The sequence below is a fragment of the Nakamurella multipartita DSM 44233 genome, assembly GCF_000024365.1.
Taxonomy (GTDB): Bacteria; Actinomycetota; Actinomycetes; order Mycobacteriales; family Nakamurellaceae; genus Nakamurella; species Nakamurella multipartita.
In genome coordinates, this window is the sequence record NC_013235.1 from 5,002,876 (window position 1) to 5,027,935 (window position 25,060).

Annotated in this window: 30 protein-coding genes; 16 read left to right on the plus strand and 14 right to left on the minus strand. The window is 64.6% G+C overall.

Annotated features, from left to right (window positions below; all coding sequences use genetic code 11):
• The first annotated feature begins 140 nt into the window (after positions 1-140).
• The 5 genes from NAMU_RS28625 (at position 141) to NAMU_RS22275 (ending at position 5,309) form a co-directional block, all read left to right on the plus strand.
• Complete coding sequence (locus NAMU_RS28625) at positions 141-1,700, plus strand: class I adenylate-forming enzyme family protein (RefSeq protein ID WP_217180575.1); 1,560 nt, start codon at positions 141-143, stop codon at positions 1,698-1,700.
• 118 nt (positions 1,701-1,818) lie between these two features.
• The gene (locus tag NAMU_RS29570) at positions 1,819-2,565 is read left to right on the plus strand and encodes a hypothetical protein (protein WP_138180418.1); all 747 of its coding nucleotides are present in this window, start codon (positions 1,819-1,821) and stop codon (positions 2,563-2,565) included.
• Positions 2,562-2,966, plus strand: coding sequence for a holo-ACP synthase (acpS, locus tag NAMU_RS28630; RefSeq protein ID WP_083785934.1), 405 nt, complete (start codon positions 2,562-2,564; stop codon positions 2,964-2,966). Before NAMU_RS29570 ends, acpS begins: the two co-directional genes overlap by 4 nt.
• Positions 2,967-3,134: 168 nt before the next feature.
• Positions 3,135-3,407: a PqqD family protein gene (locus tag NAMU_RS22270; protein WP_015749600.1), complete on the plus strand. Its 273-nt coding sequence runs from the start codon at positions 3,135-3,137 to the stop codon at positions 3,405-3,407.
• Between the two features lie 36 nt (positions 3,408-3,443).
• Positions 3,444-5,309: an ABC transporter ATP-binding protein gene (locus NAMU_RS22275; protein WP_015749601.1), complete on the plus strand. Its 1,866-nt coding sequence runs from the start codon at positions 3,444-3,446 to the stop codon at positions 5,307-5,309.
• 50 nt (positions 5,310-5,359) lie between these two features.
• Here the strand turns inward: NAMU_RS22275 and NAMU_RS22280 are convergent, their stop codons facing one another.
• From NAMU_RS22280 to NAMU_RS28645, 5 genes are all read right to left on the minus strand, one after another.
• A complete protein-coding gene (locus NAMU_RS22280) occupies positions 5,360-6,301 on the minus strand; it encodes an HPr kinase (RefSeq protein WP_015749602.1) in 942 nt (313 codons plus the stop codon).
• Positions 6,298-6,789, minus strand: coding sequence for a lasso peptide biosynthesis B2 protein (locus tag NAMU_RS28635; RefSeq protein WP_083785935.1), 492 nt, complete (start codon positions 6,787-6,789; stop codon positions 6,298-6,300). Before NAMU_RS28635 ends, NAMU_RS22280 begins: the two co-directional genes overlap by 4 nt.
• Complete coding sequence (locus tag NAMU_RS31980) at positions 6,777-8,015, minus strand: asparagine synthase-related protein (RefSeq protein ID WP_015749603.1); 1,239 nt, start codon at positions 8,013-8,015, stop codon at positions 6,777-6,779. The genes NAMU_RS28635 and NAMU_RS31980 overlap by 13 nt, the downstream gene beginning before the upstream one ends.
• A gap of 7 nt (positions 8,016-8,022) precedes the next feature.
• Complete coding sequence (locus NAMU_RS29575; RefSeq protein ID WP_015749604.1) at positions 8,023-8,172, minus strand: lasso RiPP family leader peptide-containing protein; 150 nt, start codon at positions 8,170-8,172, stop codon at positions 8,023-8,025.
• Positions 8,173-8,463: 291 nt separating this feature from the next.
• Complete coding sequence (locus NAMU_RS28645; RefSeq protein ID WP_015749605.1) at positions 8,464-9,597, minus strand: nucleotidyltransferase domain-containing protein; 1,134 nt, start codon at positions 9,595-9,597, stop codon at positions 8,464-8,466.
• 760 nt (positions 9,598-10,357) lie between these two features.
• On the opposite strand from NAMU_RS28645, the gene NAMU_RS22290 reads away from it, so the two are divergent.
• Complete coding sequence (locus tag NAMU_RS22290; RefSeq protein ID WP_138180420.1) at positions 10,358-10,915, plus strand: hypothetical protein; 558 nt, start codon at positions 10,358-10,360, stop codon at positions 10,913-10,915.
• A gap of 134 nt (positions 10,916-11,049) precedes the next feature.
• Here NAMU_RS22290 and NAMU_RS22295 read toward each other — a convergent pair whose 3' ends face one another.
• Complete coding sequence (locus tag NAMU_RS22295) at positions 11,050-11,304, minus strand: hypothetical protein (protein ID WP_041369305.1); 255 nt, start codon at positions 11,302-11,304, stop codon at positions 11,050-11,052.
• Between the two features lie 395 nt (positions 11,305-11,699).
• Here NAMU_RS22295 and NAMU_RS31985 point away from each other — a divergent pair, with 395 nt between their 5' ends.
• The 5 genes from NAMU_RS31985 (at position 11,700) to NAMU_RS22315 (ending at position 13,075) form a co-directional block, all read left to right on the plus strand.
• Positions 11,700-11,861, plus strand: coding sequence for a DUF433 domain-containing protein (locus NAMU_RS31985; RefSeq protein ID WP_407669260.1), 162 nt, complete (start codon positions 11,700-11,702; stop codon positions 11,859-11,861).
• Positions 11,840-11,977: a DUF433 domain-containing protein gene (locus NAMU_RS31990; RefSeq protein ID WP_407669261.1), complete on the plus strand. Its 138-nt coding sequence runs from the start codon at positions 11,840-11,842 to the stop codon at positions 11,975-11,977. The genes NAMU_RS31985 and NAMU_RS31990 overlap by 22 nt, the downstream gene beginning before the upstream one ends.
• Before the next feature lie 56 nt (positions 11,978-12,033).
• On the plus strand, positions 12,034-12,294 hold the full coding sequence (locus tag NAMU_RS22305) for an acetyl-CoA carboxylase biotin carboxyl carrier protein (RefSeq protein WP_052308050.1): 261 nt from the start codon (positions 12,034-12,036) through the stop codon (positions 12,292-12,294).
• 66 nt (positions 12,295-12,360) lie between these two features.
• The gene (locus tag NAMU_RS28655; protein ID WP_217180580.1) at positions 12,361-12,684 is read left to right on the plus strand and encodes a type II toxin-antitoxin system VapB family antitoxin; all 324 of its coding nucleotides are present in this window, start codon (positions 12,361-12,363) and stop codon (positions 12,682-12,684) included.
• Entirely contained in the window at positions 12,653-13,075 is a 423-nt protein-coding gene (locus NAMU_RS22315; protein ID WP_138180421.1) for a ribbon-helix-helix domain-containing protein, read from the plus strand. The genes NAMU_RS28655 and NAMU_RS22315 overlap by 32 nt, the downstream gene beginning before the upstream one ends.
• Positions 13,076-13,258: 183 nt before the next feature.
• On the opposite strand, the gene NAMU_RS22320 is transcribed toward NAMU_RS22315, so the two are convergent.
• Positions 13,259-13,486 carry a hypothetical protein gene (locus NAMU_RS22320; RefSeq protein WP_015749610.1) on the minus strand — a complete coding sequence of 76 codons (228 nt, stop codon included), beginning with the start codon at positions 13,484-13,486 and terminating at the stop codon, positions 13,259-13,261.
• A gap of 252 nt (positions 13,487-13,738) precedes the next feature.
• Here NAMU_RS22320 and NAMU_RS22325 point away from each other — a divergent pair, with 252 nt between their 5' ends.
• The gene (locus tag NAMU_RS22325) at positions 13,739-14,044 is read left to right on the plus strand and encodes an AbrB/MazE/SpoVT family DNA-binding domain-containing protein (protein WP_169312539.1); all 306 of its coding nucleotides are present in this window, start codon (positions 13,739-13,741) and stop codon (positions 14,042-14,044) included.
• A gap of 115 nt (positions 14,045-14,159) precedes the next feature.
• Here NAMU_RS22325 and NAMU_RS22330 read toward each other — a convergent pair whose 3' ends face one another.
• Positions 14,160-14,516, minus strand: coding sequence for a TA system antitoxin ParD family protein (locus tag NAMU_RS22330; RefSeq protein ID WP_015749612.1), 357 nt, complete (start codon positions 14,514-14,516; stop codon positions 14,160-14,162).
• Between the two features lie 167 nt (positions 14,517-14,683).
• Here NAMU_RS22330 and NAMU_RS22335 point away from each other — a divergent pair, with 167 nt between their 5' ends.
• The 4 genes from NAMU_RS22335 to istB all read left to right on the plus strand — a co-directional run bounded on the left by NAMU_RS22335 (position 14,684) and on the right by istB (position 18,861).
• Positions 14,684-15,265 (plus strand): type IV toxin-antitoxin system AbiEi family antitoxin domain-containing protein, encoded by a 582-nt coding sequence (locus tag NAMU_RS22335; protein ID WP_015749613.1) that lies wholly within the window; start codon positions 14,684-14,686, stop codon positions 15,263-15,265.
• Between the two features lie 115 nt (positions 15,266-15,380).
• A complete protein-coding gene (locus NAMU_RS22340) occupies positions 15,381-16,232 on the plus strand; it encodes a nucleotidyl transferase AbiEii/AbiGii toxin family protein (RefSeq protein WP_015749614.1) in 852 nt (283 codons plus the stop codon).
• Between the two features lie 188 nt (positions 16,233-16,420).
• Positions 16,421-18,073 (plus strand): IS21 family transposase, encoded by a 1,653-nt coding sequence (gene istA / locus NAMU_RS22345; protein ID WP_407669262.1) that lies wholly within the window; start codon positions 16,421-16,423, stop codon positions 18,071-18,073.
• Entirely contained in the window at positions 18,070-18,861 is a 792-nt protein-coding gene (gene istB, locus NAMU_RS22350) for an IS21-like element helper ATPase IstB (protein ID WP_015745763.1), read from the plus strand. The genes istA and istB overlap by 4 nt, the downstream gene beginning before the upstream one ends.
• Before the next feature lie 196 nt (positions 18,862-19,057).
• Here the strand turns inward: istB and NAMU_RS22355 are convergent, their stop codons facing one another.
• The 6 genes from NAMU_RS22355 to NAMU_RS22380 form a co-directional block, all read right to left on the minus strand.
• Positions 19,058-19,873, minus strand: a complete 816-nt coding sequence (locus NAMU_RS22355; protein ID WP_015746597.1) for an ExeA family protein — start codon at positions 19,871-19,873, stop codon at positions 19,058-19,060.
• Complete coding sequence (locus NAMU_RS22360) at positions 19,870-21,351, minus strand: DDE-type integrase/transposase/recombinase (protein WP_015746596.1); 1,482 nt, start codon at positions 21,349-21,351, stop codon at positions 19,870-19,872. The genes NAMU_RS22355 and NAMU_RS22360 overlap by 4 nt, the downstream gene beginning before the upstream one ends.
• Positions 21,352-21,462: 111 nt before the next feature.
• Positions 21,463-21,876: a hypothetical protein gene (locus NAMU_RS22365; protein ID WP_245544824.1), complete on the minus strand. Its 414-nt coding sequence runs from the start codon at positions 21,874-21,876 to the stop codon at positions 21,463-21,465.
• Positions 21,877-22,541: 665 nt separating this feature from the next.
• The gene (locus NAMU_RS22370; RefSeq protein ID WP_015749616.1) at positions 22,542-23,984 is read right to left on the minus strand and encodes an AAA family ATPase; all 1,443 of its coding nucleotides are present in this window, start codon (positions 23,982-23,984) and stop codon (positions 22,542-22,544) included.
• A 251-nt stretch (positions 23,985-24,235) separates the two neighbouring features.
• Positions 24,236-24,463: a hypothetical protein gene (locus tag NAMU_RS22375; RefSeq protein WP_015749617.1), complete on the minus strand. Its 228-nt coding sequence runs from the start codon at positions 24,461-24,463 to the stop codon at positions 24,236-24,238.
• A complete protein-coding gene (locus NAMU_RS22380) occupies positions 24,464-25,015 on the minus strand; it encodes an ADP-ribosyltransferase family protein (RefSeq protein WP_041369309.1) in 552 nt (183 codons plus the stop codon).
• Between the last annotated feature and the right edge of the window lie 45 nt (positions 25,016-25,060).

Genomic DNA, 25,060 nt, shown 5'->3' on the forward strand with positions numbered 1-25,060 from the left:
ATTCGTCCGTTTCACCCCTATAGAGTATCCCCTCGTCACGATGATTGCCGACGATCGAAGAAGTCGGTATCCTGTGAGAGGGGTCACGAGCGTTGGCGTTCGCTATTGTCGCGCGTTGGCCGTTGAGGATCTTGGAGCGCATGTCGATGATGAACACCGCAGAGTATCTGCTTTCGCGAGCTGATTCGAGCTCGATCGCCATAGTTGACGGTGAGTCGACATTCACTTATGGACAGTTGCGCGCGACGGTTTCGCGATTGAGCGCCGACATTGCAGCTGTCGGCACCCGACCCGGAGAGCGCGTCGGGATCCTGGCCCGCAACTCGTTCTTCTGGGTTACGGCCTATCTCGCGACAATGTACTCCGGCCGAGTTGCCGTGCCCCTGCCGACCACCAATACGCCTGACCAGATGCGTCGTCACTCCGAGTTGGTCGATATTCAATCCTTCCTGGTTGATCGTCCTCAGATCCGACGATTCGCGACCGTGCTCGACCATAGCCCCACCATAGAGGATCCAGGTATCTACGACGGCTCTGACAGCGACGAGTGGGCACCGGTTCCTGTCGAACCAGACTCGGATGCGGTATTCCAACTCACGTCAGGGACCACCGCAGCGCCCAAGGCCGTGCGGGTCACCCACGCCAACATCCAGGCGAATACCGCATCAATCATCGAGTATCTTCGACTCGATGCGGACGATCGCATGTTGGTCGTGTTGCCCTTCTCCTACTGCTTCGGAGCGTCGCTTCTCCACACCCACCTATGTGTGGGTGGCAGCGTAGCGCTGTGTCATAGCCTGACATTCCCGGAGACGGTGATCGACGCTATTGACACGCACGGGTGCACCGGATTTGCTGGAGTGCCCTCGACATACCAACTACTATTGCGCGCGAGCTCCCTTCGGCACCGTCGGCTACCTACCCTGCGCCACCTCCAGCAAGCCGGCGGAAAGCTACCACCGAATATCGTTGATGACCTCGTCAGAGCGCAACCGCATGCCCGCACGTTCGTTATGTATGGACAGACGGAAGCGACTGCCCGACTCTCTTATCTCCCGCCTCAGGAGATCGAACGGCACCGCGGCTCGATCGGGAGGGGAATTGCCGGAGTCACCCTCCAGATATTGGACAGCGACGACCACGAGGTCGCATTTGGCGAGGTGGGAGAACTCGTGGCGACCGGGCCAAGCATTACCAAAGGATACTGGAACGATCCGGTAGCAACCGCAGAGAAGTATCGGGGCGGCGTTCTGCGCACAGGCGACCTCGCGACCGTCGATGAGGATGGGTTCATCTATATAGTCGACCGCCTTGGTGACTTCATCAAGTCATGGGGCTTCCGAGTATCGAGCCATGAGGTCGAAGATGCCGCCCTTCAAATCGCTGGTGTCTTTGCCGCGGCCGCTGTGGGAGTGCCTGATGAGGACGCTGGCGAGGCGATCGCACTCTTTGTCGTCTGCGACTCGGAATCAGTCGCCGATGGTCAAATTCTAAGTGAGCTCAGAGGCCGACTGCCCAAGCACATGGTACCGAGGTGGGTGCAGTCGCTGCCGGAGCTGCCACTAAATGCAAATGGAAAACCGATAAAAGCCGAACTTCGAGAGCTGTCGAGGTCCTTTCGGGAACGGCCACCCGGGCCGCGCGAAACCGGACGCAGATCTGCCGCGTCATCAAATACCGCAGGGATGAGAGGTCGCTAGCGTGACTAGACGGAGGAAACTTTGGCTGACCGCTGTTGCGGGGGTGGTCGCTATTGGCCTAGCCGGCGCATACCTTGTCCGGCCAGCGTCGTCGGTCGTACGCCAAGAGGCGTACCAGGTGCCGACGGCAACTGGTAGCCAGCTCGAACGGGCGGCAAGCTTGAAGATTTTCTTCGCGCACCAGTCGGTCGGTAGAAATATGATTGAAGCGGTTCCCGCGGTCTACGCCGCGGCCGGTATTCAACCCCCAGAAATTATCGCCTCTGACCAGGCTCAACTTGCAAGCTCCCATGGATATATTCAGCACGTCCTGGTCGGAAGGAATGGTGATCCACTCGGTAAGATCAACGAATTCGACCGGCTTATTCGCTCGGGAATTGGGAGCCAGGTCGACGTTGCTGCTCTCAAGCTGTGCTATGTCGACTTCCGTAGCGGAGACGACACGGAGAGAGTATTCGAAGCCTACAGCAACACGTTAGCCGCCCTTCAGCGGGACTTTCCATCAGTTACGTTCCTGGCAATCACTGTGCCGCTCACCACCGAACAGGGAATCCTCGGTCGGACAAAAGAGCGCCTCGGCTTGGGCGACCCCTACGGTCCTCAACACAACGTCACCCGCGAAACCTTCAACGCGAAGATCCGGGCTGAGTACGCGGATACCGGGCGGCTGTTCGATATCGCAGCCATGCAGTCGACGTCCTCAGACGGGATTCGTCTCGTTCGCACCTTTGCAGGTGCTGAATATTTTTCAATGGAGGAGGCATCTGCGAAAGATCCAGGGCATCTGAACTCGACGGGCTCCGCGCTTGCTACGAGCGCCTTTCTCAGGACGATCGCCGGCGCCGCGGCGGCTAGCGCTCAGTGAACGTCGCCATCGGGACCGACATCGTCGAGGTTTCTCGAGTGGCACGACTGCTTGCTAGCGGCGAGCAGCGCTTCATGCGCCACTGGTTCACCGACGAGGAAATCACATATTGCACGTCAAAGGCATTCCCCGCCAGGCATCTGGCAGCACGGCTCGCAGTGAAGGAATCCATGCTCAAGGCGTTGCGGTGGCGGTGGGCCAGTGCAGCGCGGTGGCCGGAGATCAGCGTCATGCCAAGTCCTGACGGTGCGCCTCTCGTTGAGGTTGCCGGTTCAATCGCTGAAGTCGTCCGGGTGCGCGGATTGCGCTGGACGGTGTCAATGGCGCATGAACGGGAATGGGCAACGGCGACGGTCGTCATGTGGAGCTCCAGCATTGGTGGGACGCCGATGGCGACCTAGTTTCATGCACTTCCCGAATCCCGCCCCACAAATAGGTGCGCAGAGGCTAGCTCGTTATTGCGTCCCAGACCCTGTCTATTGATCGCGAAGCCGATCCGAACCACCACCCGACTGCGGAACTGCTATAGTTGGCGAGTCGCCGACGCGGCGAGGAAGAAGGGGGTGCGGATGAGCATGACCGAGGAAACGATACGCATTCGACCAGACGATATTGTCTGGCAAGACCTCGACGGGGAATTGGTCATCCTGGACTTGAAGCGATCGGCCTACCTGGCCACAAATGCCACCGGCACCCTCCTGGCAAAGTATCTGACCGAACCTCGAACATTGGCCGAGCTGGCAGACCACTTGGTGGCCGAGTTCGGGATCGATCGGGAACTGGCGCTCGCCGACGCGCAGGCATTCGTCACGCAACTCCGAGAGAAGCATCTGCTTGCCTAGTATCAAGGTCTCGTTCCGAATGACGCGCTTCCGCCGATGAGCAACGACGACGAACCAGCGCCACTCGACCCCATCGAACTACGTCTGCAAGCGAAAGCTGGTCGTCGCAGCGCTGGCCGCCTTGGGTCACTTGTCCACAAATCGACACGGCTAATGTGGCAGGCAGGCCCTCGCAAGTCAATCGTCCTTACCTGCATACAGGTCATCAACGCAGCGCTACTTGCAGCCCAGGTCGTAGTCGTTGAGCGACTGGTTTCTGTGGTCATCGACCTGTCCTCCGGCGCAACCATGCGGGATCTGCTTCTGCCACTCGTGGCATTTGCGGTGTTGACCGCGATCACCACCGTCATCGGCTCGGTCCAAACGCAGATAGGCCGATTGCTAGCAGAATCAGTGGCGCGTCTGATGTGGCGCTCGGTGTCCGGTGTGGCAGCAGCTGTGACGCTACGTCATTTCGAGGCTCCCGACTTCTACGACCTCTTGCAACGGGTGCAAAGCAATGCCACGCGCCCCTTCCAGGTGACTCAGGCCCTTTTGCGCATTCTTGGTGGCCTGACCGCGACCGTCGGTGTCGGTGCCGTACTTTTCGCGATCCATCCCATCCTCGTCCCGCTACTGGCGGTTGGGGGTCTGCCGCTGATCCTTACCAACCGTGCCGAGAGCAGGCTCGAGTTCAAATTCGCCGTCGACCAAACCACTAACCAACGCGAACGCGCTTATCTCACTTTCTTACTGACTGGGAGAGTCGAAGCCAAGGAGATTCGCGCATTCGACTTGGGTGGACAATTCGCTGATAGACTGGACCGCCGACACGACGAGTACATCACGGCCATGCACGCGCATGTTCGTCATCGGCTGCGGCTCAATCTCGTCGGCAATCTGCTGAGCGCGATCCTCCTGAGCTGCACCATGATCATCGTTGCCTGGTTCATCGCAGATGGCCAAATCGACGTTAGTCAAGCCAGCGCCGCGATCGTGGCGATTCGCATGCTACAAGGCCAACTCCAGACGCTGCTCGGCGGAGTCCAAACCATCTTCGAGTCGGGCTTGTTCTTGGATGATGTCGAGTTGTTCCTTCGACTCGGCGCTGAGGCAGAGCGCGATGAGGACGGCGCACAACCGCCGTCAGAATTCGAGACAATCACGGTCGATAATCTCGGATTCCGATACCCTGGAAGCACCCAGCACGCACTCCGCAATGTGAATATGCATATCCGGTCCGGATCACTTGTGGCTTTGGTCGGAGAGAATGGCTCGGGAAAGACGACATTGGCCAAAATCCTAGCTGGCCTCTACGACTGCGAGGAAGGGGCCGTGCGATGGGACGGTGTTGATACTCGCGAGTTCTCGAGAAAGGCTATCCGATCGCGGGTGGCGGTCATCTTTCAGGACTTCGCACGTTACGCATTTACGGCGAGAGAGAACATTGCTACCGGAGATGGTGCGCATCCCATCAATGATGATCGGGTGGTTGCGGCGGCGCGATCTGCCGGGGCCGACGGATTCCTGTCTCGCCTCCCGAAGCAATATCATACTATTCTTTCCAGACTGTTTCGTGGAGGACGGGACCTCTCCGGCGGACAATGGCAGCGTGTCGCTATCGCCCGAGCTTACTATCGAGACGCACCTCTGGTCATTCTCGACGAACCAACTGCATCGCTCGATGCTCGTGCTGAGCACGACCTCTTCGCGTCGTTGCGGGCAGTCCTGAAGGGCAGAACCGCCATATTTGTTTCCCACCGCTTTTCGACGGTCCGTACGGCAGATCTCATCGTTGTGCTGCACGCCGGGCAGATTGTTGAGTCCGGATCTCACGACGAACTAATGGCACGGGGCGGCCGATATGCCGAGCTCTTCCGTCTTCAGGCTGCCGCTTACCTAGCAGATGTCGACGAGAATTAGTGCTGACAACATCTTCACAGGCACACGGCCAGCAACAATCGATAGTGAGATTACGAGCCGAATATCCGGACCTCGTCCGGCCTAGCGGCCGCGTCGGCGATAGTGCTGGCGATATCGTTGCGAAAGGGCGGTCCCCAGGGAACCTTGGCGCCAAAAACCGGAATCGTGTCAGCCACCGCGCTTGCTAGTCCGAACATCGTGCGAATGACTTTTGGATCCTGCCAGCCCAAGAGTCGCGGATACCGCATCAAGGAGACATGTGCCTCCGGCTTGCTTAGGCGGAACACCTCCAGCACGCTTTCCCGGTTGGGAAGTGGAATGAAGATGGCGTCCAGGCGGCGCTCGGACATCGTGACGTGCTCGGAACGCAAGGGAACCACTAGTCGTGCGTCCGCGCTCGTCCGGAATGATCCAACCGCCAAGGCTCGCGCCGCCTCGCGTAGTCTCACTTCGGGAGACCCGACCGCGACAGTTACCGGACGCTGACAAACGACCGGTAGCACGTCGTCGGTCAAGAGTTCGGCGCCCTGTTGGCACATCAGCGCCGCCAGTGTCGACTTTCCCTGACCCGACCGACCCAGGAATGCGATGGTTCGACCGTCCGCGCACGTGACAGCGCTCGAGTGCATCACGGGAATATCATCGAGATAGAGGAGGAGAGCTGGGATGGTCCCGGTGGCCATCACCTGCGCCATACCTAGGTCAGCATCGGGCAGCAGCGCAATCCTAATACTGTTTCTCTCAGCGTTGACGAAGATGTCGCACAGGCCATAGACCCTCATGGTCAATTCACCATCGGGCAAGCGTCCAACCGAGTACCAGCGGCGACCACGCGCTTGGTAATCGAGCAGTATCTTTCCCGGCGGCAGTTCAGCTGACTGGGAGGCCAGCTCCTCCAGTCGCAACCGGAGGTTGGGCTTGTCGGAATCAGTTGGCAGATGCAGTGGAAAGTCGGCATCTACGGCCCAGCCGTACATTCGGTAGGTGGTCATGAGACGGTCGCTGACTTTGCGGACACCCATTGCGCGTTGAAGTCTAGAGACGCATCTGGATCCAGGCTGACCCCGTCGATCTCCAGCCAGGCATGCGCCTTGAATCCGTCAGCGGTGCGCAGAACTCCAATCCGCACGGCGTGATCTCTGCGGCGCATCAGGCATGCGCCGATAATTGAGCGCCGCAGGCATGTCGAATTAAAGGGACCGATATCTAGGACCCGCCAGGCGATCGCTAGAGCACGGCGCTCCCGGTCAGTTAGGCGAAGTTCGGCATGCGAACTATCTGGCACGCCCGGCCCGCCTTCGAGCCGTACCCGAATCCTCAATAGATTCGCCGTCCGCTGAATGGCGATCGTTCGGAGAAGGAGTTCAACCATCGGCGCCAATACTGCAGCGCGCATGGCGACCATAATATCTGAAGCTGTTAGTCTGCGCAGCCGCGAAAGGACACGGCGGAACGAGAGTACTCGAGTCACGGCGAACATCTCAGAGAGTCTATTTCACTGGCGTGCTCGGCGGTCCAGGCGACATGAAGAAGGAAATCAGCCTGTGGGGCGGGAGATTCGCTGAGCCACTCCGCACGTAGCTTGTCGGCGTGAATTCGAGTCGTATCGATGCCTGATCCAGTCCAGGACTTCGCAAATTCGCGCTCCCCCGGACCCCATCGCGTTTCATTGAAGGATGCCTTCGTCGTGCGGGAAATGACCTGTCGAGGTAGGAGATCACCCACGAGATAGTCAAAGGTGAGGCTTCGACTGCCAAAACCAAACGGACCGCCCTCTCGAGCCAGCGCCGCGAGGAACGCCGGCTCAACAAACGGTGTGATCGGGCGGAGATCTAGCTCAGCAATCGTGGATTTGACATTTGTAAACAGCACTTGGGCGCCAGGCGACTGCAGTACCGTCCGCGTTCGGATATCCCATCGCAAAGGATCCTTCTGGTGCAATGCGGAGCGCAATTCTTCGGCTCCAGCGTCGGTATACCAGGATGGTACTTCGATCGACCACCGTCGCCGAAGCACAGCGCGTCTGCTTGCTCGAAGTACACTCCGGCGCGGTGGCCAGTTATGGGTCAGCTTCCTGAGCGGCGCTGCACGCCCTCCGGCGACGACGTTATCGCCACCCTCCCCGCTGACGAACGACGAACCTGACTCCAATCCGGCTAGCAGCGCTCCCTGCAATTGGGCGGCTTCCGGCCAAACGAGCCCATGTCGCCGCATGGCAGTCGTGGCTGTCTCTCCAAGCAACCGCTGTTCGTGGTGGATTCGGACGACAATCCGCTCGGTCATCCCGAGATAATTCAGCACGAGCTCCTGCCATTGGGCCTCGTCAGAACGCGGTGCATGGGGGTATACCGCAGTCACTGGAATCGGGGGCGGCAGTCCATCCCGACGGGCGACATGAGCCGCGACTGCGAGCAGGGCCGATGAATCGCGTCCACCCGAAAATGCCACATAGCATGGGCTCGCCACGAGCGCACCTCGAAGCGCATCCTCCATGACTTGCCTGGCGGTCCTGGAGTCGGTGGGTCGGCTGACCACAGGCGGTCGCCCTCGGTCCTCGAACGGAAACGCGAACTGTTCCTCGACCGAGGACAGCCTGGCAAATGTGACCGCGTCCGGCGCTGTCAAGGATCTCCCCCAATCGACACTGATGGTGGTGGCGGACGTTCGTCTGCCACCACCATCAGCTTCGGTCGACATGCCAGTCATGCTGGCGTCACGAGCCTACCGAAGGATCACCCCACGGATCGGGGATCGAGTGTCCCCAGAACTGGAAGGTGTCGCGTTCCGGACCCCACTGGATCTGACCCAGAGTGAGGTTCTCGACCGATCCCAGCTCGGTGATGACGGGCGAGACGTATGCCATGATTCACCTCCCCCCAGATCACGAACGGACTCACGCGAACCGGATCAAAGGGTCAGTCCGGCGGCGCAATGCAAAGGGTAGCGGCTGGGTGGCCAACCTACGCGCCGGATCACCCGATGTCACCAGCACATCACCCATTCGGTGACGCAACGTGGCCAGACCCGCGTCAAAGTCGTCGTTATGGTTGGCAACTGCTCACGTCTGATCACGATCATCGGGCGGTCGAGCCTTTCGGCCGCACGGCGCACAAGGACAGCACGCTGGTGGACGGAGTGGGGTGCCACATGTCCGCTACCTCTGACTCGAAGCCTCGACCGTGCGCAGAAAGCGGTCATAGGTCGCTGCGGAGGCGGGGACTCGGCCATGGTCGACTTGCGCATCACGCCGAACCCGGTCGGCGACGCCGAGAGCGGCATGCTGAACGGCGACGGAGAGCGTTGCCCGGAATGAAGCCCGCACGGCCCGGGCACCAAAGCGACTGAGGTCGTGGACGTGGCGCACCTGCGCAACCGGGGCGACCCGGTCGACAGCTGAGAACATCCCCCGCAGAGGGGCACTAATCCCAAGGGAATCGCTCAGGCCTTCGGGCAGTGGCGTTCCTAGATTCGCTTGAGCGCGATGTAGAACGAGCCAGACCTGAGCCTGGGCTCGCCATTGATGAGCCCGTTCGATCACCGTCTCCCAGTTGGTGACACTTCTCGCCACTGAATCCGTATCAACCAGTTGCAGCAGGCGAGCGGAGCCATCAAGCGCCGCATGGAGACATGTGTGGACGACCGTGTCCTCAGGGTTCAGCGTTGGAACGCTGGTGAGACCCACCGTCGCGGTCACGCGGCGTGAGAGGAGTCCGTCAGTCTGGATATCGAAGAGATCACGCCGGACGGCGCTATTGATCATCGACCAATGCAGGTCGAGCTGCAGTCCATGAGGACTAAGCCAATGCATTTCACCCGGCGGCCGGTCACGGGACAACATGTCGTCATAGTCCAAGAGCCGCCAGCCAGCCGCGCGCAGTCGCTCGCACGCGTCACGGAGCGCGCGCGGGTGTATCAACACATCGATGTCTGTGAAAGTTCGGAGTCCTGGCACAGGGTGGTGGTTCATGGAGAGGACCAGGCCCTTGAACGTCAGCCATGGCAATCCATCCAAGGCTTGCCTGATCGAACCCAATGTCAGCGTGGCCTTGAAAGTGGTCGCCAGCGCGCGATCACGATCCTCTCGGACCCGCCCCGCGACGACGTCATCGAGGCCGCGAGTCGCTACATATGCCAGGGGCGCGATCCGGTGCAGCCGCGCAGCGTCCACGAACTCGTCAATCTCCGTGGCGGACAGACCACTAGGTGGCCATGTCGCACGACACGCGGACAGCAGCGCGCGGGTGACTGACGGGTTCCGGGATGAAGCTCGACGGCGCCGAACGGCCATCCGATTACCCCCTCAATGACCAGAAGCTGCCTGCGTGACACGGGCACCGGCGCTCAACAACTGGCATCCAGAAGGCACGATCCTCGCATGTTCAGCCGCGCTCCGGTAATCACGTGGGGTCGGGTAGCCCGGCTCGGCCACGGAGAAGACACCGGCACGAGCGCGATCGCGAGTGGCTTGAGCGGTACCGACGTCACCGGTCGGTCCTTCGATCCCCTCGGCGACTCCTACCGCGTGCACAGCCGTCGGAACTCGACTCGCGCGCAGGTTCCCTCGCTCAGCTCAGTGATCAGCCATGTACTGGTCGGCCAGCTTCGCCAGACCATCGCGGCTCCGCCCCAGCTCCTAGCCACCGGCTAACGCAACGGCCTTCTTGAACGACCTCATCGTCTCCCGACCGAACAGACAGAAGCCGGTACCTCGCGTGCCGGCTCTGCGCGCCCCAGAGGTCGATCCAGCACCACGGATGTGGTATTTGGTCCCGAACGCCGACGTCCGAGGATGCAGAGTCCGTCCTACTCTTGCAGGACCAAGACGCGCCGGTTAGGCCGTTCAGGGTCCATGTGGAGGACTGCCGCACATCGCAGTGCCATTCAGGTATCGATCAGGGGGTCTTTGTTCCGCTGAACGAGTGAGCTTTTACTTCCACTGGCCGCTCGGTCTGTGTACTCTATGTGCAGAGAATGAGAATGTCGAGCGGACCAGTTCCCCGTTGCAGCCCGATGGTGACACCTTGGCATCGGAAGGGATGGTTCCCGACGTGAAGCGTCCACTCGCCGCGTTGGCGGTCCTGCTTCTCGGCACGCTGATCGTCAGTTGTGGTTCCGATCCCCAACCGGTCGCCGCGACGCCGAGTACCACGGTCGTCACCACCACGGTGCTGTCCAAGACCACGTCGGTGTCCAAGACGACGGTCACCACCACCGTGACCGCAACCCCCGGCGCGGGGCCGGCGACACTCAGCAGCGGCGGCGCCGTCACCGTGCCCGCCGGGTTCGACGCCTACGGGGTGTTCTTCGGCGGCCGATTCGCCGACATCACCGACGCCGAAAACACCGAGTGCGGCGCCAGCGCCTGCTGGCCGGTCGAGGCCTGGACAGCGATCGAATGCCCGGCCGGCATTCAGGTCAAGCTCACCGTGTACGACGGCCCGGCCGACAACGATGCCGCACCGGTGCTGCAGACCGTCACCCAGAAGCTCAAGCCGGCAGGCAGCATCGAGGCCGGTAGCACCACCCGAGTCCTGGTGAAGGCATCCCGGGCCAACGCGACGTCGGACCGGCTGTCCGCCGAACTCACCGACGTCGCCTGCGCGTAAGCCCGCGCTTTACACCTCCACAACCTTCTGGCGCCCCTCCCAGATGCGCCCAGAACTCGTTCCAGGTCCACCGCGGCCGGGCCCCGCCACAGACGATGCCTATCGATCTTGAGGCCCGCTCGACGCGACTTGTGTCACCGAATTGAACCCCAATCAACCCTGATATAGACCAGTTCCGCATCGCGGTCGGCACACTCAATCCTTCCGATACCGGCGATGTCGTCTTCCGGCTCAAGGACTCGGACAACCATCCCGGCCTCCGCTCCACTGGTGACCAGCTCCGTCGGGACCGGGGTCAATCCATCAGGCGTTCGAGCATTGAGATCGATCTGCGCCTGCAACTCCGGCCCAGCGCTGACGCGAAGGGCGCCCCGGATGTGGTCATACATGGTCATCCTTCCCATGCCGGTTGCTCCTGCGGCCAGCGTCCATGACTGCGCGAGCGGGACAAACCAGATCTCGCAGACGCAGTCCCATGTGACTCAGGAAGCCAGCCAGACCCTACCGAGCGATCGGCGGGACGGCCCCTCGACGACGTCCGGCCTCGCCGTCACCAAGTCCCCCACACTGCACCGGCCGCGCCTGACCGTGACCGGGTGATTCCGCGATAGCGTTCGGCCGCAGCCTCCTGTTGAACGACAGGCTCCAGCCAGCGCGGGGCGGTTCAGGTCGCGCGGTTCAGCGACTGACCTCCTCGATTGTCGAGTGCTGGCCGGCATCCCAAGGGCCGACTACCGCCCCGGTCGAGCCGACCTACAGGCGGAAGGCGTGCGACGCTGGACCGATGACGAGCACGGGTTCCCGCCTCGACCGGATCTCCGTCGACCCGGAGATCGTGCACGGAAAGCCCGTGATCCGAGGCACCCGCGTCACGGTCCAGGTGTCCTCGAACTGCTCGCCGCGGGCGAGACCATCGACGAGCTTCTGTCGGAATACGACGAATTGACGGCCGACGACGTCCGTGCCGCCCTCGAATACGCCGCATCAGTGGTCGGTGGTGCACAGGTCATCCCGCTGCGGCGGAATCACCGAGCCAGCACCCCGGGCGGTCGCCCGTCCTGATCACGGATGGTGTCCGTGCGCTCGCCCTCCGTGCTGGTCACCGATAGGCTGCGCCCATGAACGCAGCGGCTGCGAGCTCCTACGTGGTGACCTCACCGTTCGTCGGCGTCTTTCAGCGGAGGCCGGCGCCGGACTCGGCCCCATTCGTCGAGCCGGGGAGCGTCGTTGCGGAGGGTCAGACCGTCTGCGTCGTCGAGGCGATGAAGCTGCTCAATGAGATCGAGGCCGAACAGGCCGGCGTCGTGGAGCAAATCCTGGTCGAGGATCTCGCACCCGTCGAGTTCGGTCAGCCGCTGATGAGGGTCCGAGCGTCGTAGCCTCGAGCATGCCGCGAACCTGTCGGCGACGCTCGACCTTGCCAACAGCGGAGGTGACTCGTGTCGGTGACGCAGATCGATGTGGACGATGAGGCGCTGGCCGAGGTGCTACGGCGCTCGGGTCTGGCGACGAAGAGCGACGCGGTGAACGAGGCGCTGCGCCACTATGCGGCCACACTGCGTCGCGCCGCCGGGTTCGACGGCTACATCCAGCGGGCCCAGGGGTGGGACTACGAGGGCTGGAAGGAACTGCGGGCCCAGGACAAGGCTTGGTACCCCCTGAGCGGGCCGCCCGCGACAACCGGTCCGGGTCACGACCGGCCCGGCAGCGCCGCCGACGCCGGGCCAGACTGGAGCCATGGCGAGTCCGACCAACGTCCGGTTCAGTGAGCCCGTGCGCGCGGCGCTCGCACGATTTGCACACCGCACCGGTCAGCCCAGGTCCGCCGTGGTCAACACCGCAGTGTCCGAATGGTTGGCGATGCAGGCCCACCCGCGCGTCCGGTTCGTCACGCTTGAGACTGGCGAGCGCCGAGCGGCGCTGGTGGACGGACCTCAGGTCTGGACGGTCGCCGAGGCCTGGCTCGACCACCCACCGGCTGATCGAGACGCCGCGAGACTCGGTGAGGTACTGGGACTCTCGCCGGTCTCCACGGAAGCCGCGCTGGCGTACTGGGCCGACCATCGCCCGGAGATCGACGGGATCATCGAACGCCATCGCACCGCTCAGGACGAAGCCCTCGCCGCGTGGGAGCAGCGCCAACCACCTGCGCCGGGCTGAGACATTCCGCCGCCAAGCGTCGTACGGTCCACGCAACGGACCGCGACGTGCAACCGCCACCGGCACTGGACGCATGGGAAGCGTGAGCGCGTCGGGAGAAACCTGGAACTGGTCCTGCGAGCTCAGCGAAGACGACGAGATCCACGACTGGGGCCGAGGCGTTCACCCGCAACCCGGCCGAGGTCAGGCGTTGGCACGGTCGAGTACTACGGCGAACTCGCTGCGCTTCAAGTCGCGGATGAGCGCGGACGACGCCGCATTCAGCTTCAGCCACTCGCGGATGGCCTTCACGACGACATCCTTCGGCTCATCCGGCACGCCGAGGTGCTGCCGAAGCACACCCACCACATGGATCGGCTGCCGAGCGTTGGGCGCGCGGAAATCCAGGTCCTCCGTGAAACGGACGCTCACCTAGACCTGGTCGCGCTGCTGTTCTTCCCAACCCGGCGACGGGTAGGGCGCGCCGGCCCCGCGGACGTTGCGCGCTGTCGGTGGACGTCGCACGGCGCATGCGTGGTGCAACGTTCACTCTTGTGGTGCGACGTGGCCCGGGACTTCCCGGTAGGCGGGTAGGCGGACCGTCCCACCTCGACCGGGCGCGTGACATGTGTGCCGGCTGTTGCTTGCACTGGACCCAGCCCTTGGCGGTAAGCCTTGTCCTCGTTGTGGCTGCGGCTGTTGCACCAGGCGAGCCGGCTGCTGATCGAGTCCAGACAGGGCCGTGATCACCTCGACCGGATCGGTCAGATCACCGTCCCTATCGACGTCCGTCGACGCCTTCACCTGGTACCGGGCGGCAAGGTGTTGTTCCTGGAGAAGCCGAACGGCGAGGTTGTGGTCGCCAAGGCGGCGCTTGCTGCTCTCGCTCAGGCGCAGGAGGTGTTCGCAGATGCGGCTGCTGACTTCGGGGTGGCCGACGCAACCGACGTCCAGGAGGTCATCGATAGCTTGCGGGGGCCCGGTGCATGACACGTGTCCTCGTCGACACGAACGTCGTCATCTCCGCCCTACTGTTCCCGACCTCAGTTCCTGCGCAGGCTCTCGCGATCATCCTTGGTGTGGTGGCGGAACACCGTCGGCGCGCTCACTTCTTCGCAGCTGTCCGAACGACGGCGCCCCCCTTGCCGTCGCCGACGATCCAGGTATCACCGGCCGCGGTGAATTCGGCTGCGAAGTTCAGCTCGCCGATGCCGTCCGCGATGCGTTCATCCCACTCCGCCCGCACGACTGCCTGCCCACCCTCGTTCAGTGACGCGTAGGGACCGAGCCCGGCCAGCACCCGCTGAACCTCCCGGATGCTGACATCCGGGGACGCCTCCAGTTCCCGGCCTACCCGGGCCCAATGGGCGATCTGCTGCGCCGTGCTGCGACTCGCGACGGCCGCCGCGCGCCTGGCGGCCTCGTAGAGGTCGTCGGGTAGGCGGGTAGGCGGACTGCTCACAGTGCGAATGTAGCTAATTGCTACCGATCCGTACCCGACCCTGGTGATCCCTGGTCGACGGGCCGGCGGACCGGCTGCAACAGCCGCAGCCCACCCTTCTTGTTGAACAAGATCCTAGCCAGGATGGGCGTTCCTGAGTAGGATTATGTACACATCGAGGGGGAGCCGTGCCCGGATCGTCGGACAGAGAGCTGCCGAACACGTTCACCGCGGCGCAAGCCGAGCAGAGCGGATTGTCACGTCGCGGTCTTGCGTCATTGCAGCACGCAGGTGAGGTCGAGCGGATCGGCCACGGCCTGTTCCGGCGCACGTCCGCACCTCTGGTGGACCTGGACCTGGTGGAGATCGCGGTGAAAGCACACAAGCCGACCCTGTGCCTGGTCTCGGCGCTCGCGCGGCATGATCTCACCGATCAGATCCCCGCCAAGCACGACATTGCGGTTCCGCGCGGACAGTGGCAGCCGAAGGTGTCGGCACCGGTGCGCTGGCACAAGTTTGACCCGGTGACCTTCGATGTGGGCCGCACCGAGATCACCGTCGACGGCGACTACACGATGGGCCTGTACGACGCCCCGCGAAGCATCATCGACGCCTTCCGCATGCGCACTACCCTCGGACCGGACGTCGCCAACGAGGCATTACGACGGTGGCTTCGCCAAGGTGGACAAGCGAATCTGCTCCTGCGTCACGTCAAGTCCTTCCCGCGTACCCGGACCGCCGTGCTCACTGCACTGCAGATCCTGCTCTGATCCGGCCGAGCCGTGCTGACGGCGGCCATCGTCACTGGGAGAAGTCATCACCAACAAGCCCACTCGATCGACGGTCAGCGGCCGGGCCTACCTCGACCTGCAGAAACGGGCCAGGGTGGACGGCCGCATCGCCGCCGAGTACTTCAGGCTGTACGCGTTGGAGGGGCTCCTGCTGCGGCTCTCGCACTCCGTCCACCGCGACCGGTTCGTGCTCAAAGGCGGCGTGTTGCTGGCCGCCTACCAGCTCCGCCGGCCTACCACGGACATCGACTTCGCGGCCCTGGCCACCTCCAACGACCTTGAGGAAATCCGGCAGACCGTCATCGAGATCGCCCGGACTCCGCTCCCGCCCGACCTCGACGACGGTCTTGTCTTCGACCTGGGCGCGGTCACCGCAAGAGTGATCCGCGACCAGGATCAATACAGCGGCGTACGTGTACGACTGGGCGCCCGGCTGGTCACTGCCTGGGAACTGTTCCACGTGGACGTCAACGTCGGCGATCCCATCTGGCCGGCCCCCGCCGACGTCGAACTACCCCGGTTGCTCGACCAGCCGGCAATCCCGCTGCGCGGGTATCCGATGGAGATGGTCCTCGCCGAGAAGGTCGTCACCGCGCTACAACTGGGCATAGCCAGCACCCGGTGGCGGGACTACGGCGACATCTACCAGCTGACCGGCCGATACGACTTCAACTCAGGGCTGGTCCGAGATGCCGTCGCCGCCGTCGCCGCCTATCGCGAGATCGAACTCACGGCCTTGACCGACGAGCTGGCGGGCTACGCCGAACTGGCCCAGACCAAATGGTTCGCGTGGCGATCCCGGCAGGACCTGATCGATCGGCTACCGGCCTCCTTCACCCAGGTTCTTACCGCGGTCGCCGGCTTCGCCGACCCGGTGCTCAGCCCGACCGACGACGTCGGGTCAGCCCGATGGAGCCCGCAGACCCGATCCTGGGTCGACGTCTGACATATCGGCACGGCATTCCGCCCGCTGGATTGGTTGTGTCAGGTTTGAGTGGCCCCGCCGGAGCAGGGAATCGCAGGTTTGAGTGGCCCCACCTGCGACTCTCCGGGCAGGTTCTGTCAGGTTTGGGTGGCCCCACCTGATCGTCGTCGGAGGCGACGACGTCAGGAGGAGACGTGAGGTCCAAGGTCATGCTGTTCGAACAGATCCGGCGGGATTCCCGGGTGGAGGGCTTGTCGGTGCGGGCGTTGGCCAAGCGCCACCATGTGCACCGTCGAACGGTGCGGCAAGCGTTGGCGTCGGCGGCGCCGCCGGAGCCGGCCCGGCGCAGGTGGCAGTCCCGCAAGATCGACCCGTTCGTGACCGCGATCGACGCAATGTTGCGGTCGGATCTGACGGCCCCGCGCAAGCAGCGACACACCACGGTGCGGATCCTGGACCGGTTGGTCGAGGAGCATCAGGCGACCGGGTTGTCGTATTCGACGCTGCGGGCCTATGTCGCCCAGCGGCGGCGGGAGATCTGGGCTGAGGCGGGCCGGCCGTTGGCGGAGGTGTTCGTCCCGCAGACGCATCAGCCGGCCGCCGAGGGTGAGGTCGACTTCGCCGAACTGTGGGTGGATCTGCCCGCCGGTCGGACGAAGTGCTACCTGTTCACGATGTGGTTGTGCTTCTCGGGTCGGTCGGTGCATCGGGTGTTCCCGACTCAGTCGCAGGAGGCGTTCCTCGAGGGTCATATCGCCGCGTTCACCGAGCTGGGTGGTGTTCCAACGGTGCACGTGAAGTACGACAACCTCAAGTCCGCGGTCTCGGCCGTGCTGTTCGGCACCGACCGGCGGCGGACCGAGAACGAGCGGTGGGTGCTGTTCCGTTCGCACTACCAATTCGATGGGTTCTATTGCCTGCCCGGCGTCCACGGAGCCCACGAAAAGGGCGGTGTGGAGGGCGAAGGCGGCCGGTTCCGGCGCAACCATCTGGTCCCGGTGCCGAAGGTGAAATCGTTGGCCGAGCTGAATGTTCGGCTGGCCAAGGCGGACCGGGCCGATGACCACCGGCGGATCAACGGCCGGGTGCGCACCGTGGGCGAGATGTTCGCCATCGAGCAGCCCCTGCTCCGGCCGTTGCCGACCGAGGTGTTCGAACCGGGCCTGTCGTTGAACCCGCGGGTCGACCGGCACGCCCGGATCATGGTGCGTAACTGTCAGTACTCGGTGCCAGCCAAGTTCATCGGACGCCGGGTCCGGGTCCACCTCCGGGCGGGTGAGGTGATCGTGTTGGATGGCCGGACCGTCATCGCCACCCACGAGCGGTCGGGCCGTAAGGGCGCCCAGGTGTTGGACCTGGATCACTACCTGGAGGTGCTCAAGTACAAACCCGGCGCCCTGCCCGGGGCGACCGCCCTGGTCCAGGCTCGCGCCTGCGGGGCGTTCACCAGTGCGCACGAGGCGTTCTGGGCGGCGGCCCGCAAGGCTCACGGCGACGCCGCCGGCACCCGGGAACTGATCGACGTGCTGCTGCTGCATCGGCACATGCCGGCGGTCGACGTCGTCGCCGGGTTGACCGCCGCCCTGCGAGTCGGCGCGACCCAGGCCGATGTGGTGGCCGTGGAAGCCCGCAAACAGCAGCGTGGGGCCACGCAACCCGAGCATCCCGTCGGTCAGGACGACAGTGCCGGGCAGCGGGTGGTCAGTCTGACCGAGCGGCGGCTGTCCGACCCGACCGCGGTGATCGCCGGGCTGCCGCCGGATTCCCGGCCGTTGCCGTCGGTCGACCGTTACGACGAGCTGCTCACCCGCCGCAAGACCGCGCCGCCGGCGGCGGACCTGTCGAAAGGCAACGTGTCATGACCGCACCGATTCGCCGCCGCCGCGGCCTGACCGAGCAGGCCGCGTCCGCGGCGATCGACACGGCCTGCCGGCAACTACGCCTGCCGACCGTCCGCGGGCTGGTCACCGACATGGTCACCGTCGCGGAGAAGGAACAACTCACCTACCAGGGATTCCTCGCCGAGCTACTCCTGGCCGAATGCGACGACCGGGCCCGTCGCCGCTCTGTCCGCCGGGTCAAGGCGGCCGGCTTTCCACGAGAGAAGTGGCTGGCCGATTTCGACTTCGACGCGAACCCGAACATCAACTCGGCGACCATCCACACCCTGGCCGGATGCGGCTGGATCCGCGCCGGGCAACCGTTATGCCTGATCGGAGACTCCGGCACCGGCAAGTCGCATCTGCTGATCGGGTTGGGCACCGCCGCCGCGGAGAACGGGTTCCGGGTGAAATACACCCTGGCCACCAAGCTGGTGAACGAACTCGTGGAGGCCGCCGACGACAAGATCCTGGCCAAGACCATTGCCCGATACGGACGGGTTGATCTTCTCTGCATCGATGAACTCGGCTATATGGAACTCGACAAACGCGGCGCGGAGCTACTTTTCCAGGTTCTCACCGAACGGGAAGAGAAGAACTCCGTGGCCATCGCCTCCAACGATTCCTTCTCCGGCTGGACAAAAACGTTCACCGACGCCCGCCTCTGCGCCGCGATCGTCGACCGGCTCACCTTCGGCGGGAACATCATCGAGACCGGAACCGACTCCTACCGGCTGGCCCGGACCAAGGCCCAACAAGCCGCCAGCTAAGACCCATCAACGTCAAGCTCCAGGCGGGGATCCGCTAAACCAACCTCGCCCACGGGTGGAGCTGTTGACCGGCGCTCTACATGGCGATGTTGGCATCGTCGTTGTTGACGATGGTCTGGGTGTTGAAAGGCCCCGCCCGGTGGTGGTGGGCGGGGCCTTGGTGGTCATGGCGGCGGGGTCGTCGTCAATGTGAGGGTCATTCGCCTCCTGTTTCGGCGATCGCGGCCCGGGCTGATTTCTCGTCGACGATGGCCTGGTTGCGGGCGAACGCCGCGGTCAGGGCGTTGATCGCGAGGTTGTTGATGGCGCGGGGGTAGCCGCGGGCGGCGTTGTGGATCAGGGTGGTGGCGTCGCCGCTGAACAGGGTGTCGCTGCGGCCGGCGATCTTGAGGTGGTGGGTGAGGTAGTCCGCGGTTTCCTGGTCGGTCATCCCGGTCAGGGTGCAGCGCACCGAGATCCGTTGGTCCAGCGCGGCGAGCACGCCGAGGCGCAGCCGGTGCCGCAGGGTGGGTTGCCCGACGAGCAGCGCGGCGAACGGGCTGCCGGAGTCCATGTCGTGGTTGGACAGCATGCGCAGTGCTTCGAGTTGCTGGTTGTCCAACAGGTGCGCCTCATCGATCACGACCACGGGGGTGCGGCCGCGTTCGGCGTGTTCGGCCGCGAGGGCGTCGGCGGCTTGCGGGGCCAGGATCGAGGTGTAGAACGACGGGGTCCGGCCCAGGGCGGCGACGATGTGGTGGAGCATGCCGCGGACCCCGACGGACGGGTTGGGCAGGTAGATGACGACGTGCCGGCTGCTGTCCAGGGCGGCGGTGGCGGCGCGGACGGCGACGGTCTTGCCGGCGCCGACCTCGCCGGTGATCACGCCGAGGGCGTGTTGGTCGACGCACCAGCTGATCCGGGCGATCGCTTCGCCCAGTCCGCGGTGCCGATGCAGCATGCCCGGGGCCAGGTTCCGGCCGAACGGCATCCGGGTGAAGCCGTAGTGGGCCTGAAGGCGTTGCACGCTCACCGGGCCACCGCCTGACCATCGTCGTTGCCGTCGTTGCCGTCGTTGCCGTCGTTGCCGTTGAGGTCGGCCAGGGCGTCGTCGATGCTGCGCTGCCCGGGCAGCTCACCTGGGTAGAGGGCGTGATAGTTGATCTTCTGGTCGGCACTGATCTGTTGCTGGTGGTCCTGCGCGACCAGCGCCAGGTAGTCGATCCCCGTCCGCGGTGTCGTTGCCGGTTCAGGGGTCTCGGGTCTGGCCTTGGGATGGGTGTGCCGGGTGATCCGATGCGGCACCGCCGGCCCGTGGTCCCGGCCGTCGTAGCGGACCCGCAGGGTTTCCAGATCGAACGGGGAGAACACCAACTCGACTTTCCGACCGACCAGCCCCGCCTGAACCTGGTAGGTGTTGCCGTGCAGCGACACCGTCGCGGTCCTGGTGACCACGCGTTGTTCGGACCACAGGAACGCCTCGGTCAGATCCGCGGGGGTCGGCATCGCCGGAGACCGGCCGGCCCGCTGCCACCCGTCGGTCCAGCGTTGCAAGGGGCTCTGCCCGGTCTCGGAATGCACGTGGTGGTGATAGGACGCCTCGACCCAGGCGGTGAACAACCCGTTGAGTTCCAGCAGGGCGCCGGCGGGGGTCATCCCGGTATCCCGGATCTGGTCGGCGGTGCTGTCATCGATCTCGACCAGGAACTGGTCGCGCACGCTGCGGAACCAGCGTTCGATCTTGCCCCGCCCCTGCGGCTGCCCCGGACGGCTGTGGACGAGCCGGATCCCGAGCACCGCGCAGGCCCGCAGCAGCCAGTTGTCGACGAACGCGGACCCGTTGTCGACGTAGACCGAGCCGGGGACGCCGCGGCTGCCCAACGCGGGTTGCAGGGCCGCGGCCAGCCGGACGGTGTCCTCGGCGAACCCGAACCGATACCCCACGGCCACCCGGCTGTGGTCGTCCAGGAACGCGAACAAGTACGTTTTCCGGCCGGCGACCCTGGGCCCGTGCAGGGCGTCGCCGACCCACCGTTCGTTGCAATCGGCCGCTTCGAACCGGCCGAACACGGCCGGCCCGGCGCCGCCGGGCACCATCAGGTCCAGCCGGTGGAAATGCCGCAGCAGCGTCGTTTCCGACGGTGACCAGCCGGTCGAGGATCGCAGGATCCGGGCGACCTGGGCGACCGTGCGGGCCGGGTTCTCCCGTTTCAGACCGGCGGCCAGCTCGAACACGCCGGTGTCGATCCGGGTGCCGGGTTCCCGGGGCGACGGGCACAGACCTTCGAACCCGCCGGCCCGGTACCGGCGGATCCACCGGTCCAACGACTCCCGCGAGTATCGGACCCGGCCGCCGAACGGGCCGTCGTGTTCCCGGTCGGCGATCGCCCGAACGACCCGTCCGCGTTGCTTGGTCGACAGGCCCGGTTCCAGCGCCGGGCAGATCAACTGATATCGGAACAACGCGATCTGCTGCGCCCGTTCCCGCTGCTTGACCGTGTCCACACTCATCAACCACACCCGTCCTCGTCGTCGCTTCACCGCCCGGCAGGTGTTGCCGGGCAACGGCCTTCGCGACGATCCCGGACCAACACCGGTGACGTCAGGGGCAACTCGTGTTGATCAACACGGTGTCGAGAGCCGGGGCCAACCCGGGGACAGGAGCCGGCCGCCCGAGGACGCACAGGCGACCTGTCCGGCCGTCACTGTGCCGACCAAACCGGCCGACCCGAACCGGGACGCGATCGCCACCCAGGCCGCGGCGACCGCGGCCACCACGTCCCGCCAGGCGTCGCCAGTCGCGTCCGGGGCCGGCTGGTCCACCCCGGCCCGCCGGGCAGCGACGGTGAAGTGCACCCGCACCGGCTCCAACCGGGTGCTCATCCGTCGCAACCAGCCCCGGACCGTCGGCGCCGGCGCCCCGACCAGGACGGCGACCGCCCGGTGCCCGTGGCCGGCCGACCGGGCGACCAGCGCCGCCCAGATCACCGCGGCCGCGTCGGCCCGCCGCAGCAGCACCGTGACCGGCAGCAGCACGTGCGTGATCAGGCACGACGAACACCTGGCTCGGCGGGGCCGCAGTAACCCGACGCCTCGGACGTCACGCCGGCGAGCCCACCCCCAAGGGGCCAGCACACCTGGGCAGACCGGGCACGGCACGCCGCCGCCCGTCAGCCGGGACTCGACCAGATCCTGATTCGCCTCTACCGTGACCAACGGGTGCCTCCGTGCATCCGAGCACGGCCCTCCCGCACAGGTCTTCCCGGACACGTCGGCGGGAGGGCCGTTGTCCATTTCCGATGCTGGTCACACTGACGGTGACGACGACCGGACTCAACCCGCCAGCACACCCGCGCACGTTCGTCGGCAGCACCCATGACGAAAGACAGGTCAGCGGCCGTCATCCAGAGCGGTGGTCAACAGGAGCCAACCAAACCTGACATGGTGGGGCCAACCAACGTTGACAAACCCACTGGATCGACCACCACACCCGCTCGCCTGCTTGGGCCGTGTCGGCGATGGGCGCCAGGTTCAGACCGAAGAAGCTTCCCCAGCCGGTCGAGGCGTTCGCCGATGCGGCTGCTGACTTCGGGGTGGCCGATGCCACTGACGTCCAGGAGGTCGTCGATAGCTTGCGGGGGCCCGGTGCATGACGCGGTCGGCGCTGACGCCGACCTCCCGGATCACCGTCGCCAGGTTCGTCAACGGCCGTCGGCGGCCCAGGCAGAGAGCAGATCCCGTGCTGAGTACGAGATCGCGGTCTCGGGCGCCGCACCCGAAGGGCAGACGGCGACCAGTTCGGCACCCTCCGATCGGGGAACGGCCGCGGCCAAAAGCGCGCGGAGTTCGTCAGCGGTGACTCCGCCTCGCTCTCGCCATTTCACCGTGGCGAGAAACACGGATCGATCCCGGCTCATGCCAACGGCGTCGACTTCGACCTTCCCATTTCTGGTCCACCATGGCCGAACATCCTCGACGCTCGCGAATCGGGCGTCATCTCGAGCCAGCAGACTCAGGGCGTGGCGAACCGTCGGTTCGATCAGTGTGCCTCGCCAACTCCGCCAATCACGCTCGAACGCGGCTGTCGCGATGTCGCCTCTTCCTCGACCGATGGCGCCCAGATTCCGCTCGACGTAGCGGAACCAGAATCGAAGATAGGTGTCTGCGACGCGGTACCGACGCAGCCTGCTCGAGCTTGCCCAGGCAGGCTCGTCAATCTCGATGAGTCGCTTGGCAGTGAGCTGCGTAACGGCCCGAATAGCGGCCGTCTCCTCGGACTTCGTGGCCGTGCCGGTCGCACTGATCCCTGCTGCGACCGCACCCAGGTTCAGTTGACCTCGCTCAGCGGAGCCAACCGTCGACAGCACGCGGTATGCGGCCGTGCTGTCGGCAATTTGCGCGTCCAGGTTGAGTCGCGCCGTCACGACCAGCGGCGACGTCGCTTCCTGCAGGGATCGTGTCACCCACTCGTCGACCGAGCCACCGCTGATCACGAAGTCCGTGAGAAGCCGCGGGTATCCACCGGTCACCAGATGCGTGTCGAACACGTCGAACGCGCTCGCCGCGGGCAGTGCAAATGCAGTTTCTGCGGGGTTCAGCGGAGGCACGACGATCTCGCTGAATCGCCCGTAAAGGGGTCGATCGTGTTGAGCGAGCCGCTCCATCATGGCGATGTCGGATCCGATGAGCACGAGGAAGACGGGCAGCTTTTCGAGTGTGCGATCCCAGACCGACTGCACCGTCGCCTCAAGACTTGCGGTGTCGCCGTCCGCTGCCATCCAGGGAAACTCGTCGAGCACCACCACGACCGGACCGTCCGATGCGGCTACCGCCACTCGTCCGAACCACTCCCGCCAGTTCTGTGCAGGAAATGTGGGCTCATCCACTCCGGGCAAAGGATTCGCCGACGTCCCAAATGCTTCGGACGCGACGATCAACTGCTCCTGCGCCGGCTGTCGGTACAGCCCGGTGGCGAACACATAGGGCGTCTCACAATTCTCGACGAATCGTTCGACAACAGTCGACTTGCCCATCTGGCGGCGCCCGCGAATCGCGACCATTCTGCCGCGACCATGCTCGCGGACCGCTTGCAGCTCCGAAGTGAGCCGGGCCATCACGACCGGGCGGGGGATGAATGACGGCATCCTGTATGCCTACACACTCGTAGGCTACATGCATGATGGCTATCTGCGCGTAGGCGGAGGAGCTGCCGGTCTGGACCCGTGATCCAGGCACCCGGCAACGGCGCAGGTCGTCCCGTTCGTGGCCTGAGGTCCGTCCTCAGCAGTGAAGTTCATCGCGGACGCACGGTTGTCGTGCTTCCTTGTGGCACTCCGGCTCTGACCAGCCTCGACCACGACTCAAGCCGAGGTGTTCACCCGCAGCCCGGCCGAGGTCAGGCGTCGGCATGGTCGAGTACCACGGCGAACTCGCTGCGCTTCAAGTCGCGGATGAGCGCGGACGACGCCGCATTCAGCTTCAGCCACTCGCGTATGGCCTTCACGACGACATCCTTCGGCTCATCCAACACACCTAGATGCTGTCGTAGCACGCCCACCACATGGATCGGCTGCTGAGCGTTGGGCGCACGGAAATCCAGGTCCTCCGTGAAACGGACGCTCACCTAGACCACCTCGACTTCCAGTATCGGTACCTCCCCAGCGTACGACGCCGCACCGATTCGCAGGGCAATCGGCCCGATGAGCAGCAACTCGCGCTGGTACCGAAGGGCCGAATCACCAGCCAACGAGATCCACGCTGCATGTACCCCGGCGGGGAGTCGGATGCGGAACAGGACCGGACCACCCGGCAGCGGTGGTCTGGTGAACTCAGCCACCGCCACGCGAGGATCCAGCGTTACCGCGAAGAAGCCATCGAGGGTCAGTACCTCACCTCGAAGAGTCGGAAGGCTGTTGATCCCCACGCCGAACACGTTTTGGCACGACCGGATGCCACGCCATGCCTCGACATCCTGCGGAAGTTCGCCGGCGAGCACCGCGTTCGCCAAGGCGCTCGCTTCAGCAAGCGCAGCGTCGTCACCTGCACCGTCTCGCACCACCGCCTGAATCGAGCGATAGCGCCGATCCAAGCTCTGCCAGGCGTGGATGGCAGCGCGCTCAGCGTCGCTCAGCCGTGCGAGCCAGGGCTGATACGCCTGGTCAAGCAGCGCGGCCATGCGTCGCGGGCGAGCCCGGTCGCCGGGCAGGCCATGAGTCGCGCT

Bases quoted from the DNA above. Each gene is read 5' to 3' on its own strand.
- NAMU_RS22315 (WP_138180421.1), top strand. From the start codon at position 12,653: ATGGCGAGTCCGACCAACGTCCGGTTCAGTGAGCCCGTGCGCGCGGCG.
- NAMU_RS22370 (WP_015749616.1), bottom strand. From the start codon at position 23,984: ATGCCGTCATTCATCCCCCGCCCGGTCGTGATGGCCCGGCTCACTTCG.
- NAMU_RS22275 (WP_015749601.1), top strand. From the start codon at position 3,444: ATGAGCAACGACGACGAACCAGCGCCACTCGACCCCATCGAACTACGT.
- istB (WP_015745763.1), top strand. From the start codon at position 18,070: ATGACCGCACCGATTCGCCGCCGCCGCGGCCTGACCGAGCAGGCCGCG.
- NAMU_RS31980 (WP_015749603.1), bottom strand. From the start codon at position 8,015: ATGACTGGCATGTCGACCGAAGCTGATGGTGGTGGCAGACGAACGTCC.
- NAMU_RS22305 (WP_052308050.1), top strand. From the start codon at position 12,034: ATGAACGCAGCGGCTGCGAGCTCCTACGTGGTGACCTCACCGTTCGTC.
- NAMU_RS28635 (WP_083785935.1), bottom strand. From the start codon at position 6,789: ATGTTCGCCGTGACTCGAGTACTCTCGTTCCGCCGTGTCCTTTCGCGG.
- NAMU_RS22360 (WP_015746596.1), bottom strand. From the start codon at position 21,351: ATGAGTGTGGACACGGTCAAGCAGCGGGAACGGGCGCAGCAGATCGCG.
- NAMU_RS31985 (WP_407669260.1), top strand. From the start codon at position 11,700: ATGACGAGCACGGGTTCCCGCCTCGACCGGATCTCCGTCGACCCGGAG.
- istA (WP_407669262.1), top strand. From the start codon at position 16,421: ATGCTGTTCGAACAGATCCGGCGGGATTCCCGGGTGGAGGGCTTGTCG.
- NAMU_RS28625 (WP_217180575.1), top strand. From the start codon at position 141: ATGTCGATGATGAACACCGCAGAGTATCTGCTTTCGCGAGCTGATTCG.
- NAMU_RS22270 (WP_015749600.1), top strand. From the start codon at position 3,135: ATGAGCATGACCGAGGAAACGATACGCATTCGACCAGACGATATTGTC.
- NAMU_RS28645 (WP_015749605.1), bottom strand. From the start codon at position 9,597: ATGGCCGTTCGGCGCCGTCGAGCTTCATCCCGGAACCCGTCAGTCACC.
- NAMU_RS29575 (WP_015749604.1), bottom strand. From the start codon at position 8,172: ATGGCATACGTCTCGCCCGTCATCACCGAGCTGGGATCGGTCGAGAAC.
- NAMU_RS22295 (WP_041369305.1), bottom strand. From the start codon at position 11,304: ATGTATGACCACATCCGGGGCGCCCTTCGCGTCAGCGCTGGGCCGGAG.
- NAMU_RS22380 (WP_041369309.1), bottom strand. From the start codon at position 25,015: ATGGCCGCGCTGCTTGACCAGGCGTATCAGCCCTGGCTCGCACGGCTG.
- NAMU_RS22280 (WP_015749602.1), bottom strand. From the start codon at position 6,301: ATGACCACCTACCGAATGTACGGCTGGGCCGTAGATGCCGACTTTCCA.